The sequence below is a fragment of the Streptomyces corynorhini genome (assembly GCF_003346515.1).
Lineage (GTDB): Bacteria > Actinomycetota > Actinomycetes > Streptomycetales > Streptomycetaceae > Streptomyces > Streptomyces corynorhini.
This window is the reverse complement of sequence record NZ_QQNA01000100.1, coordinates 20,787-35,261: the sequence shown is the minus strand read 5'-3', so window position 1 is coordinate 35,261 and position 14,475 is coordinate 20,787. Positions and strand designations below refer to the sequence as shown.

General features: G+C 71.9%; 9 protein-coding genes. 6 read left to right on the top strand and 3 right to left on the bottom strand.

Annotated elements, in window-relative coordinates:
- Positions 1 to 399: 399 nt before the first annotated feature.
- The 4 genes from DVH02_RS14300 (at position 400) to glgB (ending at position 8,796) form a co-directional block, all read left to right on the top strand.
- Complete coding sequence (locus DVH02_RS14300; RefSeq protein ID WP_114624200.1) at positions 400 to 2,397, top strand: alpha-1,4-glucan--maltose-1-phosphate maltosyltransferase; 1,998 nt, start codon at positions 400 to 402, stop codon at positions 2,395 to 2,397.
- A complete protein-coding gene (gene treS / locus DVH02_RS14295) occupies positions 2,394 to 4,118 on the top strand; it encodes a maltose alpha-D-glucosyltransferase (RefSeq protein WP_114624186.1) in 1,725 nt (574 codons plus the stop codon). The genes DVH02_RS14300 and treS overlap by 4 nt, the downstream gene beginning before the upstream one ends.
- 255 nt (positions 4,119 to 4,373) lie before the next feature.
- Positions 4,374 to 5,996, top strand: coding sequence for a maltokinase N-terminal cap-like domain-containing protein (locus tag DVH02_RS14290; protein ID WP_158575886.1), 1,623 nt, complete (start codon positions 4,374 to 4,376; stop codon positions 5,994 to 5,996).
- 226 nt (positions 5,997 to 6,222) lie between these two features.
- On the top strand, positions 6,223 to 8,796 hold the full coding sequence (glgB, locus tag DVH02_RS14285; RefSeq protein ID WP_199566279.1) for a 1,4-alpha-glucan branching enzyme: 2,574 nt from the start codon (positions 6,223 to 6,225) through the stop codon (positions 8,794 to 8,796).
- A 73-nt stretch (positions 8,797 to 8,869) separates the two neighbouring features.
- On the opposite strand, the gene DVH02_RS14280 is transcribed toward glgB, so the two are convergent.
- Entirely contained in the window at positions 8,870 to 9,436 is a 567-nt protein-coding gene (locus tag DVH02_RS14280) for a TetR family transcriptional regulator (RefSeq protein ID WP_114624185.1), read from the bottom strand.
- Between the two features lie 137 nt (positions 9,437 to 9,573).
- Between DVH02_RS14280 and DVH02_RS14275 the strand changes: the two genes are divergently transcribed.
- Positions 9,574 to 10,512: an SDR family oxidoreductase gene (locus tag DVH02_RS14275; RefSeq protein WP_114624184.1), complete on the top strand. Its 939-nt coding sequence runs from the start codon at positions 9,574 to 9,576 to the stop codon at positions 10,510 to 10,512.
- Here the strand turns inward: DVH02_RS14275 and DVH02_RS14270 are convergent.
- Positions 10,493 to 12,793, bottom strand: a complete 2,301-nt coding sequence (locus DVH02_RS14270) for a HelD family protein (RefSeq protein WP_114624183.1) — start codon at positions 12,791 to 12,793, stop codon at positions 10,493 to 10,495. The genes DVH02_RS14275 and DVH02_RS14270 overlap by 20 nt on opposite strands.
- 238 nt (positions 12,794 to 13,031) lie before the next feature.
- Here DVH02_RS14270 and DVH02_RS14265 point away from each other — a divergent pair, with 238 nt between their 5' ends.
- Complete coding sequence (locus tag DVH02_RS14265) at positions 13,032 to 13,655, top strand: GntR family transcriptional regulator (protein ID WP_114624197.1); 624 nt, start codon at positions 13,032 to 13,034, stop codon at positions 13,653 to 13,655.
- A 16-nt stretch (positions 13,656 to 13,671) separates the two neighbouring features.
- Here the strand turns inward: DVH02_RS14265 and DVH02_RS14260 are convergent, their stop codons facing one another.
- Complete coding sequence (locus DVH02_RS14260; protein WP_114624182.1) at positions 13,672 to 14,472, bottom strand: carbon-nitrogen hydrolase family protein; 801 nt, start codon at positions 14,470 to 14,472, stop codon at positions 13,672 to 13,674.
- Positions 14,473 to 14,475 lie beyond the last annotated feature (3 nt).

Sequence of the window (14,475 nt, the reverse complement as noted above, 5' to 3'; positions counted from 1 at the left end):
CTCCCGGTGTCCGCGCGCCGGGGCGGGTTTCCGTACGCCCCAGTAGTTAACAATCCGCCGGATTGCCCACCCGAAAGGAGTGGGAAGGCTCCTGCGGTACGCACGACCCGTTCGCACGACCTGTGCTCATGGCACTCGCACGGCACGTACTTACCGCACACGAGCGCGTCTCCACATGATTCCAGCGCTATTCGAGTGAACGCGGACAGGAGCGGCCATGCTCGCAGCCTCCCAGTCGTCCTCCGAGCAGCTACAAAGAACTCTCAGACCATCAAAATTCGGTAAAAACACCCGAATCGCTACCGCTGTACCCGATCGGCCCGGCCGCTCCGGCCGGCCCGGTCGCCCCGCCCTGCCTGTCACGCCCGCACAGCCTCATCAGGTGATCCAGTGAAACCGCTGATTGGTCGTATCCCCGTCCTGGACGTACATCCGCTCGTCGACTGCGGCAGACGCCCCACGAAGGCGGTGAGCGGTGAGTCCTTCCAGGTCACCGCCACGGTCTTCCGCGAGGGCCATGACGCCGTCGCGGCCAATGTCGTCCTCATGGACCCCGGTGGCCGCCCCGGCCCCTGGACCCCCATGGCCGAACTCGCCCCGGGCACCGACCGGTGGGGTGCCGAGGTCACCCCCACCGAGGAGGGCCGCTGGACCTACACCGTGGAGGCGTGGAGCGATCCGGTCGCCACCTGGCGCCATGCCGCCTCCGTCAAGATCCCGGCGGGCGACGACCCGCAGGACATCGCGCTGGTCCTCGCGGAGGGCGCGGCGCTCCACGACCGGGCCGCCGCCGGGGTGCCCAAACGCGACGGCCGGGAAGCGGTGCTGGCCGCCGCCGACGCGCTGCGCGACACCTCCCTGCCGTCCCGCGCCCGGCTGGACGCGGCGCTCGCGCCCGAGGTGGACGCGGCGCTGACCCGCCATCCGCTGCGCGACCTGGTCACCGCGGCGCGTCCGGTCCCGCTGCTGGTGGAGCGCGGACGCGCGCTGTACGGCTCGTGGTACGAGCTGTTCCCGCGCTCGGAGGGCGCCGTCGTCAAGAAGGGCGAGCCGCCGGTCAGCGGCACCTTCAGAACCGCCGCGCGGCGGCTGCCCGCCGTCGCCGCGATGGGCTTCGACGTGGTGTACCTGCCGCCGATCCACCCCATCGGCACCACGCACCGCAAGGGCGCCAACAACAGCCTCACCCCCGGCCCCGAGGACGTCGGCGTGCCCTGGGCGATCGGCTCGGCCGACGGCGGCCACGACGCGATCCACCCCGACCTGGGCACGATCGAGGACTTCGACCACTTCGTGGAGACGGCCCGCACCCTGCGGATGGAGGTCGCGCTCGACTTCGCGCTCCAGTGCTCCCCCGACCACCCCTGGGTCACCAAGCACCCCGAGTGGTTCCACCACCGCGCCGACGGCTCGATCGCGTACGCGGAGAACCCGCCGAAGAAGTACCAGGACATCTTCCCGATCGCCTTCGACAGCGATCTGCGCGGTCTGGTCCGGGAGACCACCCGGGTGCTGCGCCACTGGATGGCCCACGGGGTACGGATCTTCCGCGTCGACAATCCGCACACGAAACCGGTGGTCTTCTGGGAGAAGGTGATCGCGCAGATCAACCGCACCGATCCCGATGTGATCTTCCTGGCGGAGGCATTCACCCGGCCCGCGATGATGCGCACGCTGGGAGCGGTCGGCTTCCAGCAGTCGTATACGTATTTCACCTGGCGCACCACGAAGGCGGAGCTGACGGAGTACCTGACGGAGCTGTCGGGTGAGTCGGCCGCGTCCATGCGGCCGAACTTCTTCGTGAACACGCCGGACATCCTGCACGCCTACCTCCAGGAGGGCGGCCGGCCCGCCTTCGAGGTACGGGCGGTGCTGGCGGCGACGATGGCTCCGTCGTGGGGCGTGTACGCGGGATATGAACTCTGCGAGAACTCCCCCGCGGGCCCCGGCAGCGAGGAGTACCTTGACTCCGAGAAGTACCAGCTGAGGCCACGGGACTGGGAAGCGGCCGAGCGCGAGGGCCGCACCATCGCCCCCCTGATCACCCGGCTGAACCGGATCCGGCGGCGGCATCCCGCCCTCCAGCAGCTGCGTGACCTCCACTTCCACCACGCCGACAACGACGCGGTCATCGCGTACAGCAAGAGGTCGGGCACGGACATCGTTCTGGTGGTCGTCAACCTCGACCCTCACCACACCCAGGAGGCGACGGTCTCGTTGGACATGGAGCGGCTCGGCCTCCCGTGGCACGAGACCGTTCCGGTACGCGACGAGCTGACCGGCCAGACCTATCACTGGGGCAGCTCCAACTATGTGCGTCTGGAGCCGGGCGTCACGCCCGCGCACATCGTGGTTCTGCGACCGTCCCCGCCGATCGGAGGGTCACCCACATCATGATCGTCAACGAGCCCGTCCACGACACGTTCGAGGACACACCGGTCAAGGACCGGCATCCCGACTGGTTCAAGCGAGCCGTCTTCTACGAGGTCCTGGTGCGTTCGTTCCAGGACAGCAACGGCGACGGCATCGGCGACCTGAAGGGCATCACCGCCAAACTGGACTACCTCCAGTGGCTGGGTGTCGACTGCCTCTGGCTGCCGCCCTTCTTCAAGTCGCCGCTGCGCGACGGCGGCTACGACGTGTCGGACTACACGGCCGTGCTCCCCGAGTTCGGCGATCTCGCCGACTTCGTGGAGTTCGTGGACGCCGCGCACCAGCGCGGCATGCGTGTGGTCATCGACTTCGTCATGAACCACACGAGCGATCAGCACGACTGGTTCCAGGAGTCCCGCAAGGACCCCGAGGGCCCGTACGGCGACTACTACGTCTGGGCCGACGACGACAAGCAGTACCAGGACGCCCGGATCATCTTCGTCGACACGGAGACGTCCAACTGGACCTTCGACCCGGTGCGCAAGCAGTACTACTGGCACCGTTTCTTCTCGCACCAGCCGGATCTCAACTACGAGAACCCGAAGGTGCAGGAGGAGATCGTCTCCGCGCTGCGCTTCTGGCTCGACCTGGGCATCGACGGCTTCCGGCTGGACGCCGTGCCGTACCTCTACCAGCGCGAGAACACCAACTGCGAGAACCTTCCGGCCACCCACTCCTTCCTCAAGCGGGTCCGCGCGGAGATCGACGCGCACTACCCGGACACGGTGCTGCTCGCCGAGGCGAACCAGTGGCCCGAGGACGTCGTCGACTACTTCGGCGACTACCAGAAGGGGGGCGACGAATGCCACATGGCGTTCCACTTCCCGGTGATGCCGCGCATCTTCATGGCGGTGCGGCGCGAGTCCCGCTATCCGGTCTCCGAGATCCTGGCGAAGACCCCGGCGATCCCGACCGGCTGCCAGTGGGGGATCTTCCTGCGCAACCATGACGAGCTGACCCTCGAAATGGTCACGGACGAAGAGCGCGACTACATGTACGCGGAGTACGCGAAGGATCCGCGGATGCGCGCCAACATCGGCATCCGGCGCCGGCTCGCCCCGCTGCTGGACAACGACCGCAACCAGATCGAGCTGTTCACCGCGCTGCTGCTGTCGCTGCCCGGCTCCCCGATCCTCTACTACGGGGACGAGATCGGGATGGGCGACAACATCTGGCTGGGCGACCGGGACGCGGTGCGCACCCCGATGCAGTGGACGCCCGACCGGAACGCGGGCTTCTCCTCCAGCGACCCGGGCCGGCTCTATCTGCCGACGATCATGGACCCGGTCTACGGCTACCAGGTCACCAACGTGGAGGCGGCGATGGCGTCGCCGTCCTCGCTGCTGCACTGGACGCGGCGGATGATCGAGATCCGCAAGCAGAACCCGGCCTTCGGGCTCGGTTCGTACACCGAGCTGCCGTCGTCCAACCCGGCGGTGCTGGCGTTCCTGCGCGAGGCGCCCTCGGAGCAGGGCGAAGGCGACGACCTGGTGCTGTGCGTGCACAACTTCTCGCGGTTCGCGCAGCCCACGGAGCTGGACCTGAAGACCTTCAGCGGGCGGCATCCGGTGGAGCTGATCGGCGGGGTGCGGTTCCCCGCGATCGGTGAGTGGCCCTACCTGCTGACGCTGGCGGGACACGGTTTCTACTGGTTCCGGCTCAGGAAGGACGGCGCGTCGGCGTGACAGCGCGCTGATCCGCGGCCCCGTGCGCGGCGGTTTCTTCCGCACCGCACGGGGCACCCTTCTTCACATCCCTTGAGATTCCCTATCCAGTTCGATCGATTCGATCAAACTCGTATCAGGTTCGTACGAATTCGTACGAAAAGGATCCGTACGGATCATCCTCACCCGACACGTCCCGCACAGCCGGACAGCCATTGCCGCAATCCGGGACACTCTGCGCATCCTGTGGTGTGCCCGGGGAAAGGACGCGATGCCATGTCGAAGGCTGCATCCACCCGGATCACTCCGCGCCTTCTCGACGCTTCGCCCGCCGACTTGCCCGCCGTGTCGCCCGCTCTGTCGCCCTCCGACGCCAGGGCGCTGGTCGGCTCGCTCGCGCCGCTGCTCCACGACTGGCTGCCACGCCAGCGCTGGTTCGCGGGCAAGGGCCGCCCGGTCACCGGATTCCTGCCGGTCACGGTCACGGAGCTGCTGCCGATGGCCGGGGGTGGTCCGGGGCTGTTGCATCTGCTCGTACGGGTCGAACAGCGCGGCGGGTCGGGGCCCGCGCCGTCGATCCCGCCCTCCGCCACCTCCTCGGCCCCCTCGGCCCTCGCTCCCGCGGCGGCCGGTGACTGCTACCAACTGCTGCTCGGGGTACGGAAGGCGCTGCCGCCGCGGCTGGCGTCCGCGCTGATCGGCCACGCCACGCAGGGGCCGCTGGCCGGCCGTACCGTCTACGAGGGACTGCACGATCCCCGGCTGGCCGAAGTGCTGATGGAGCGGCTGCGCTCACCCGGCGGCCCGGGGCCGCTGCGCTTCGACCGGGCGGGCCCGATCCCGGCCGGGCTGAGCGGACGGCTGCTGGACGCCGAGCAGTCGAACACCTCCTTGGTGTACGGGAACACCGCCGCCGGGGACACGGCTGCCGGGAACCCGGCTGCCGGGGACACCGCCGCGGAGGACGCGACTGCCGGAGGCACGCCCGCCGGGGACACTTCCGCCGGAGGCACGGCCGCCGGGGACGCCTACATCCTCAAGATCCTGCGTCGGGTCTATCCGGGCCCGCACCCGGATCTGGAGCTGCCGCTCGCGCTGGCCGCCGAGGGGTGCGGGCGGGTGCCCGCGCCGGTCGGCTGGTTCGAGGCGGCCGACCCGTCCGGCGGCGGGGACACCCTCACGCTCGGCGTGCTCCAGCCGTATCTGCGCGGCTCACGGGACGGCTGGCAGCTGGCGCTGGCCTCGCTGGCGGGCGGCCGGGAGTTCACCGGCGAGGCCCGCGCGCTGGGCCGGGCCACCGCCGAGGTGCACACGGCGCTGGCCGCCGCGCTGCCCACGGTGACGCTCGGCCGCCGCCGGACCGCCCAGCTCGCGGCGGGGATGGTCGAGCGGCTGGAGGCGACGGCGCGGGCGGTTCCCGCGCTGCTGCCGTACGCCCCGGGACTGCGCACCGCCTTCGACGCGTTCGCCGGGCTGGACGAGGCGGGGCGCGGGCGGCCGGCGCAGCGGGTCCACGGGGATCTGCATCTGGGCCAGACTCTGCGCACCCCGGACGGCCGCTGGTCGGTGATCGACTTCGAGGGCGAGCCCGCCAGACCGCTCGCCGAGCGCCGCCGCCCGCAGCCGCCGGTCCGCGATGTCGCGGGCATGCTCAGATCCTTCGACTACGCGGCCCGCTCGCACGAACCGTGGCGCCCGGACTGGGCGACGCGCTGCCGGGACGCGTACTGCGAGGGGTACGCGGCGGCCTCGGGCACGGATCCGCGCGCGGAGCCGGAGCTGCTGCGGGCGTACGAGACGGACAAGGCGGTCTACGAGGTGCTGTACGAGGCCAGGCACCGCCCCGGCTGGCTCCCGGTGCCGATGGCGGCGATCCGCCGACTGGCCGGCGGCGCCTGAACCCGGCCGTCCCGGACCGGGACCCCTTCGACCACCCGCGACGCCACCCCCCTGAACGGCCGCGCCGGAACGGACCGACGCCCGCCCGGCCGCGCTCCCCCGTCCCTGTGACGACCTGGTGCGCGCCAGGGAGCCCGCCGCCTGTCGCACACCAGGTCGTCAGCCCGGGTACCCCCGTACCGACCGACCCCCGTCCAGTGAAGCCCCGCGCCGAGGAGGCACCCCCGTGACCGCCCGCACGCCGTCCGACCGTCCGTCCGGCTCCCCGCCCCCGCCGGTACCGCCGGTCAACGCCCGCCAGGTCCCGGCACCCGCCGCGGCCGTGGAGAAGCCCGCGGCGAAGACCGTGAAGTCCGCCGAACCCGCGAAGCCCGCGAAACCCGCGAAGTCCCCGAAGCCCGCGGGGAAGAAGGGGACCAGGAGCCCCGGCGGAAAGAAGACCGCGCGCGCCGCGGCCGACCGGGGCCGGGCACCGGCCACCGCCGCGCCCGGCACCGCGCCCGCGCGCGCGGTTCCGCCCGCGCCCGCGGTTCCGGCCGCGCCCGCGGTTCCGGCCGCGCCCGCGGTTCCCGCCGCGCGGCCCGCGAACGGGACACCGGCCGCGCCGCCGCTCGACGGCGGCGACCGCGCGCGGCTGCTCGGCGGCGCGCACCACGATCCGCACGGGGTACTGGGGGCGCACCCGGTCGCGGGCGGGGTGCTCTTCCGGGTGCTGCGCCCGTACGCCCGCGCCGTCAGCGTGGTGACCGAGGGGGCGAGGACGGGGCTGGCCGACGACGGGGACGGCTTCTTCTCCGGGGTGCTGCCGCTGGCCGCCGTACCGGACTACACCCTGCTGGTCCGGTACGGCGACAGCGACGAGAACCCGGACGAGCTGGAGGCGGGCGACCCGTACCGTTTCCTGCCCGCCCTCGGCGAACTCGATCTGCATCTGATCGGGGAGGGCCGGCACGAGGAGCTGTGGAAGGCGCTCGGCGCGCTGCCCATGGTCCACCAGGGCGTCGCCGGCACTCGTTTCACGCTCTGGGCGCCCAACGCCCTGGGGGTGCGGATCGCCGGTGACTTCACCTACTGGGACGGTACGAGCCTGCCGATGCGGTCGCTCGGCTCCACCGGAGTGTGGGAGCTGTTCGTCCCGGGCATCGGTGACGGCGCGCTCTACAAGTTCGACATCACCCGCCCCGACGGCACGCACACCCTGCGCGCCGACCCGATGGCCCGGCGCACCGAGGTGCCGCCCGCGACCGCGTCGATCGTCACCGAGTCGCACCATGTGTGGCGCGACGAAAAGTGGCTCGCGCACCGCGCGGACCGGCCGGTGCACGAGGCGCCGTTCTCCGTGTACGAGGTCCATCTGGGCTCCTGGCGACCGGGACTGACGTACCGTCAGCTCGCCGCTCAGCTTCCCGCGTACGTGAAGGACCTCGGCTTCACGCACGTCGAGCTGATGCCGGTGGCCGAGCATCCCTTCGGCGGCTCGTGGGGGTATCAGGTCACCGGCTTCTACGCGCCGACCTCCCGCATGGGCACACCGGACGACTTCCGGTATCTCGTGGACGCGCTGCACCGGGCGGGCATCGGGGTGCTGGTGGACTGGGTACCGGCGCACTTCCCGAAGGACGAGTGGGCGCTGGCCCGCTTCGACGGCCGTCCGCTCTACGAACACGCCGACCCGCGGCGCGCCGAGCACCCCGACTGGGGCACGCTGGAGTTCGACTACGGGCGCACGGAGGTACGCAACTTCCTGGTCGCCAACGCGGTGTACTGGTGCGAGGAGTTCCACATCGACGGGCTGCGCGTCGACGCGGTCGCCTCGATGCTCTACCTCGACTACTCGCGCGAGGAGGGCCAGTGGGCGCCCAACGAGCACGGTGGCCGGGAGAACCTGGACGCCGTGGCCTTCCTCCAGGAGATGAACGCCACCGTCTACCGGCGCTGCCCCGGCGTGGTGACCGTCGCCGAGGAGTCCACCGCCTGGAACGGCGTCACGCGCGCCACCCACCACGTCGGGCCTGACGGCTTCGGCGGTCTCGGCTTCGGGCTGAAGTGGAACATGGGGTGGATGCACGACTCGCTGGAGTACGTGGCCAAGGAGCCGGTGCACCGCAAGTACCACCACGGCGAGATGACCTTCTCCATGGTGTACGCCTACAGCGAGAACTACGTCCTGCCGATCTCGCACGACGAGGTGGTGCACGGCAAGCGCGCTCTGGTCTCCAAGATGCCCGGCGACTGGTGGCAGCAGCGCGCGAACGAACGCGCCTATCTGGGCTTCATGTGGGCCCATCCCGGCAAGCAACTCCTCTTCATGGGGCAGGAGTTCGCCCAGGGCGCCGAGTGGTCGGAGAGCCACGGCCCGGACTGGTGGCTGCTGGACCCGTCCTACGAGGCGGAGCCGGACCACCGGGGCGTACGGGACCTGGTGCGCGACCTGAACACGGTGTACGGCGCGACGCCCGCGCTCTGGCAGCGCGACACGGCGCCGGAGGGGTTCGCGTGGGTGGACGGCGACGCGGGCGAGGACAACGTCTTCGCGTTCCTGCGCTTCGACGCGGCGGGCGCGCCGCTGCTGGCGGTCTCGCACTTCTCCCCGGTGGTCCGCGAGGAGTACCGGCTCGGTGTGCCGGAGGAGTTCGCGGAGTGGACGGAGGTCCTCAACACGGACGCGGCCCGTTACGGCGGCGGCGACGTGCGCAACGCGGGCCCGCTGAAGACGGAACCGGTCGGCGCGCACGGCCGCCCGGCCTCCCTGCGCCTGACGCTGCCGCCGCTGGCGACGGTCTGGCTGCGGCCCGCCTGACCTTCTGACGTACCATCACCTCCGGCGCCGAAAACGCCGGTCGAGGCCCCGCCGGATCCGCTCCGGCGGGGCCTCAGCCGCCCGCCGTCACGGCTTTCAGCTCGGCCAGAGCCTCGCGCACGAGGGGCGCCATCGCGTGCTCCTCGCCGTCGGCGATCCAGCGCTCGAAGGCGACCTTGAAGACGGCAATGCCCGCCTCGGCCGCCAGGCTCGCGGCCGGGTCCGCGACGCCGCGTCCGCGCAGCGTTCGGGTCATCGCCGATGCCAGTGACGCGAGTTTGATCAGCTCCCGCTCCCGCAGCTCCGCGTTGGCGACGATGACGGCCTGACGCTGCCGGGAGTGCTCGCGGCGGCCCTCGAAGAAGACGGCGACGGACTCCAGGCCCCCGGCTATCGCGTCGATGGGCGCGGCGCCGTCGGGCGCGCCCTCGACCCCGGCCACGAACAGGTCCTGGAACGTGCCCGAGCCCCCGAACAGCACCTCGCGCTTGTCCGCGAAGTGCCGGAAGAACGTCCGCTCCGTGAGCCCCGCCCGCCGGGCGATCTCGGCCACCGCCGTCTGCTCGAAGCCGCGCTCGCTGTACAGCTCAAGGGCCGCCTGTTCCAGCCGCCCGCGCGCGTTGGGCTCCCATCGACTCATGAGCCCGATCCTACGTGACACCTCTCGGTGATGACAGGTGCTGACATCGAGTGCTACGGTTGATGACAGCAACTGACATCGATCGGTTCCGCGTGCTGCGCCATGACGCGGCCGGTCGGCTTACCGGGAGGTCCCTCATGCGTGTCTTCGTCACCGGAGCGTCCGGCTGGATCGGTTCCGCCGTCGTTCCCGAACTGCTCGGGGAGGGCCATCAGGTCGTCGGGCTCGCCCGCTCGGACGCCTCCGCCGACGCCCTCGCCGCCGCCGGGGCCGAGGTGCGGCGCGGCTCGCTCGACGATCTCGACGCTCTGCGCGAGACCGCCGCCGCGTCGGACGGCGTGATCCATCTGGCCTTCAAGCACGACATCGCGTTCGCCGGGGACTTCCAGGGCGCCGTGGACGCGGACCGGCGTGCCGTCGACACCCTCGGCGAGGCGCTCGCGGGCTCCGGCCGGCCGCTCGTGGTCGCCTCCGGCACCATCGGGGTGACCCCGGGACGCCTGGCGACCGAGAAGGACTCCGCGGCCGATCCGTCGGGCTCGCCCCGGGCCGCCACCGCCGACGCCACGCTCGCCCTCGCCGCCCGGGGTGTCCGCTCGGCGGTCCTGCGCCTGGCGCCGACGGTCCACGGCGAGGGGGACATCGGCTTCGTCCCGGCCCTGATCTCCATAGCCCGCGCCAAGGGCGTCTCCGGCTACATCGGGGACGGCGCCAACCGCTGGCCGGCCGTGCACCGCCTCGACGCCGCGGCGCTGTTCCGGCTGGCCGTGGAGAAGGTTCCGGCGGGAACGGTGCTGCACGGGGTCGCGGAGGAGGGCGTGCCGACCCGCGCCATCGCCGAGACCATCGGCCGCCACCTCGGCCTCCCGGTGGAGCCGGTCTCCCCCGAGGACGCGGGCGCGCACTTCGGCTGGCTGGCCGACTTCCTGCGGGTCGACAGCCCCTCCTCGAACACGCTGACCCGCGAGCTGCTCGGCTGGCGGCCGACGGGCCAGGCCCTCCTCACCGATCTCGACGAGGGCCACTACTTCGACCAGCGGGGAGGGACCGGCCGGCCTACGGCATCAGCGACTTGAGCCGGGACGGGACCTGCGCGTCCCGTACCACCGCGAGTCGCTGGGTCGCCCGGGTCAGCGCCACGTACAGGTCGTTGGTGCCGCGCGGTGAGCCGTCCATGATGGCCTCCGGGTCGACCACCACGACCGTGTCGAACTCCAGCCCCTTCGCCCGGCGGGCGTCGAGCAGGACCACCGGGCGGGTGAGGTCGGGGATCGCCGCCCAGGAGGCGTCCGGGAGCGCGGCGGCGAGGGCGGGCAGCAGCGGGGTGGGGGCGATGACCGCGAGCCGGCCCTCGGCCGGGTGACCGGCGACGAGGGACGCCACCGTCTCCCGCGTCCTGCGGGCCAGCTCGGCCGGGAGCGCGGACCGTACGACCGGGCCCGCGCCCGTCGACCGCACCGAGACGGGCGGCTCGAAGAGCGGGTCCGCCGTGCGCCGTACCTCGGCCGCGACCTCCATGATCTCGGCGGGCGTGCGGTAGTTGACGCCGAGCCTGGTCAGCTCCCAGCGGTCCTGGACGTACGGCCGCAGGATCTGGTCCCAGGAGTCGCAGCCCGCCGCGTCACCGGTCTGGGCCGGGTCGCCGACCAGCGTCATGGACCGGCTCGGGCAGCGGCGCATCAGCAACCGCCAGGCCATGGCGGACAGTTCCTGTGCCTCGTCCACCACGATATGGCCGAAGGCCCAGGTGCGGTCGGCCGCGGCGCGCTCGGCGGCGGTGCGGGTGTCGGCCTCCTCGTGCCGGTCCGCGAAGCGGTCGGCGTCGATGATGTCGTGGGCGGCGAGGACCTCGGAATCCTCGTCGTCCTTGTCCTCGAACTCCTGGGTGCGGGAGCCGTACGACAGTTCCAGCACCCCGCGCGCGTAGTCGATGCGCTCCTGGCGCTCGCGGGCCGCCTCCGCGCGCGCCGCCGAGTCGTCCTCGCCGAGGAGTTCGGCCGCCTCGTCCAGCAGCGGTACGTCGGCGGGGGTCCAGTCGTCGATGCCGTCCGTACCGGTACGGGGTCCGGCCCGGCGTACGGCGGCGGCGTCGCGCGGGGCGAGCCGGTCGGGGTCGGCCAGGAAATCCGCGACGAGCCGCCGCGGGGTGAGCGTGGGCCAGAGCGCGTCGACGGCGGCCTGGACCTCGGGGCTGGTGGCGATCTCCTTGCCCAACTGGGCGATGTCGGAGGGGTCGAGGAGGTTGGGGCCGCCCAGGGGGTCGGCGCCGATCCGGTCGGTGAGCTGCTCGGTCAGCGCGTCGATGACCCGGAAGGCGAAGACCGGCCGGGCCAGGTTGTGCGGCAGACCGGTGTCCCGGGCGCGCTGCCGGGCCTCGCGGGCCGTCTCGCGGTCGAGCGTCAGCGCGCCGTAGTCCTCGTGCCGGATCTCCAGGACGGGATCGGGCAGGGTCTGCCGGTCGCGCACCTCCTCGGCGAGCACCCGCGCCATCTCGGCCCGGCCCTTGACCTCGGTGGCCTCGGGGGTGTCCGTACCGGTGGCCACCACCCCCGGGAACAGCTCGCCGACCGTGGCCAGCAGCACCCCGCTCTCCCCGAGCGAGGGCAGCACCTCACCGATGTAGCCGAGGAAGGCCGGGTTCGGCCCGACGATCAGCACCGCGCGGCGGGCGAGCTGCTCGCGGTGGGCGTAGAGCAGATACGCGGCCCGGTGCAGCGCGACGGCGGTCTTGCCGGTGCCGGGGCCGCCCTCGACCACCAGCACACCCTGGTGCGGGGCGCGGATGATGCGGTCCTGCTCGGCCTGGATGGTCTGCACGATGTCGCTCATCCGGCCCGTACGCGCGGAGTTGAGCGCGGACAGCAGCACGGCGTCGGCGTCCGGATTCTCGAATCCGGTGCGGGTGGTGTCGTCGAGATCCATGATCTCGTCGTGCAGGGCGGTGACCTCGCGCCCCTGGGTGGTGATGTGGCGCCGACGGCGCAGCCCCATCGGAGTGTGGCCGGTGGCCAGATAGAAGGGGCGCGCCACCGGGGCCCGCCAGTCGATCAGCAGCGGGGTGCGTTCGGCGTCGTCCCGGCGCATGCCGATACGGCCGATGTGCCGGGTCGCGCCGCTCTCCGTACCGTCCGTGGCCCTGTCGGCGAAGTCGAGGCGGCCGAAGCAGAGGCCGGACTCCACCGCGTTCAGCCGCGCCACCAGGCCGGACTGCTCCGCGACGCTGATGTCGCGCTCGACACGGGCCTGGCGCACCGTGGTGACCTGGCCGGTCACCGATTCCACGGCGGCCTCGGCCTGCTCCCTGAGGGCGTCGAGCCGCTCGTGGAGGAGGGAGACGAATTGCTGTTCGTTCTGCAATTCCTCGGTTGACAATTCAGCCCCTGTTCGATACGCTGTTGCTTACTGCTCGGATTGTTTCTTTTCATTTATTCCGCGCAAACATTCAATATAGCCAGAAGCGCACCCCGGCCGTCAATTCGGTTCCGGGGTTTTTTTGTGTGCGCCCGGCTCCCGGTGGGGGCGGCGCCCCCTCTCGGTATACTCGCTGTATGCAAGCCTCGGCATCCAGGGGCGGGAGCGAGTCGAGGGGGCCGTGGTGACGTCGGGCCGGGAGAAGGCGTACGCGTATCTCAAGGAGAACGTCCTCACCGACCCCGACCGGCAGGACGAGTTCCTCTCCGAGCAGGAGCTGGCCGACCGCCTCGGGCTCTCCCGTACCCCGATCCGCGAGGCGCTGCTGCTGCTCGCGGCCGAGGATCTGGTGCGGCTGGTGCCCCGGCGCGGCGCGCAGATCGTCCCGCTGTCGGGGCGCGAGATCACCGAGCTGATGGAGCTGCGCGGCATCGTCGAGCGGTACGCGGCCGAGCGGATCATCCCCGGCCGGGCCCCGCTGGCGGAGCTGACCGAACTGCTCGACCGCCAGCGCGCCCTGAGCGGCCCGGAGCATGCCAAGGAGTTCATCGCCGTGGACCATCTCTTCCACGCGACGATGGTCGCCGCCGCGGGCAACACCCTCCTCAACCGGCACTACGACGGGCTGCGCAGCCGGCAGATCCGGGCCGGGGTGGTCGCGCTGTACAACCAGCACGGCCGCCAGCAGGCGGTCCTGACGGAGCATCAGGCAATTCTGGAGGCCGTCGCCGCCGACGACCGGCAGGCCGCCCGTACGGCGATCGACGGCCATCTGGAGACGACCCTCAAGGTGCTGCTCGCCGGTTGACCCCGCTTTCCCCCGGTCAGGCCGACGGCAGCCGCCGGTTGGCCAGGACCGGGATGGCGCGGCGGACCGCGGTGACTTCGTCCAGGTCCAGGTCGGCGACGAGCATGCCCGGTCCGTCCGCCAGGCTCTGCCGTACGGTTCCGTCCGGGCCGACGAGCGCGCTGTGGCCGATGCCGGTCGGCGCGTTCGAGGTCGCCTGGATGCCGGACGCCGCCGGGTCGGCCTGGCCGACGGCGGCGAGCCAGAGCGTCGCGTCGAGGGCACGCGCGCGGGTCAGCAGCTCCCACTGCTCGCGCTTGCCGGGGCCCGCGCCCCAGGAGGCGAGCAGCAGCGAGAGCCGCGCGCCCGCGTCTGCGTGCGCCCTGAACAGCTCGGGGAAGCGGACGTCGTAGCAGGTGGCGAGGCCGATGCGGACGCCGTCGACCTCGATGGTGACGACCCGCGAGCCCGGCTCCACGGAGTCCGACTCGGCGTAGCCGAAGGCGTCGAAGAGATGGATCTTGTCGTAGGACGCCTCGGTCCCGGGACCGGTGGCGAGCAGCGTGTTGGCCACCTTTCCGTCCGGGCCCGGGGTGAACATGCCCGCCACCACGACGAGTCCGGTCTCCTGTGCGATCCGCCGGACCCCGTTGGCCCAGGGGCCGTCCAGCGGCTGCGCCACGGAGGCGAGGGGCGTGCCGAAGCAGGCCATCGCCGCCTCGGGGAAAACGACGATCCGGGCCCGCGCCTCCGCCGCCCGGTGGGCGTGTTCGGCCAGCAGGGCGAGGTTGTGCTCGGGGTCGGGGCCGGTGGTGATCTGGCTCAGGGCGATACGCATGGG